The 796-nt window shown below is 49.2% G+C and carries 1 protein-coding gene; it reads left to right on the forward strand.

The window, feature by feature from the left end:
- Positions 1–71: 71 nt before the first annotated feature.
- Positions 72–796, forward strand: a 725-nt coding sequence (locus R7Q46_RS26335) for a DUF2339 domain-containing protein (RefSeq protein WP_318078106.1), incomplete at its 3' end; no start/stop codon positions are given.

Raw genomic sequence — 796 nt, forward strand, 5'->3', positions numbered from 1 at the left:
TTAGTGTACGTGCTCAAAGTTAAGAATCATCTATCGTGTGAGACAAACGACCAAGGATAGGGAGAAATGGATTGTTTACGACACTTGCACTGATCACGGCTTTTTTTGCCATATTGATCGGTTTGAAAGCCGCCAGTCGGATATCGTCGCTGGAAAAAGAACTGTCGAAATTACAGAAAGAAGTTGCCTCCCTTCGCGTCAGCACGCGTCGCGATTCGAAACTCGAAACCTCCCAACCAAAGCCTGACACATCGGAATCCAGCCTTGGGGTGGCCTCTTCGATGCGTTCAGATTCTGGCGACTCGGCGTTAAGCGCTCCAAGCAATATCGAGCCTGAATTTGAGCCTTCATACATTGCAACTCAGCAGCACCATAGTGAGCAAGAGCAAACCGAACTCAACCAAAGCCAGCAAACACAAGTTCAGTTGGCGACGTTTACTCAGCAAGAAGACCCACTAATCCAGAAGCACGCGCAAAAACTCATTGCTAACTTCCAAGAGAACTGGCTAGTTTGGGTCGGCGCATTAGCCATGTTGATCGGTGGCGGCTATCTGGTGCAAGTGATTGGCAGCCATATTGAGTTTTCGCCACTTATGCGTGTTTCTTTTGCCTTTTCACTCTCGTTACTTATGGTACTCGCTGGCGAGTGGTTCCATCGAAAAGAGCAAAACAACCCAGATCGCGCCGCACGCGCTCAAGGCTTTACCTATGTGCCTGCTGCTGTCACCGGAACGGGGCTAACGGGCATTTACTGCACCGTCATTTTTGCTTTTGTGGTTTATCACATGCTGACGCC

It is taken from the genome of Vibrio sp. 811 (genome assembly GCF_033339195.1).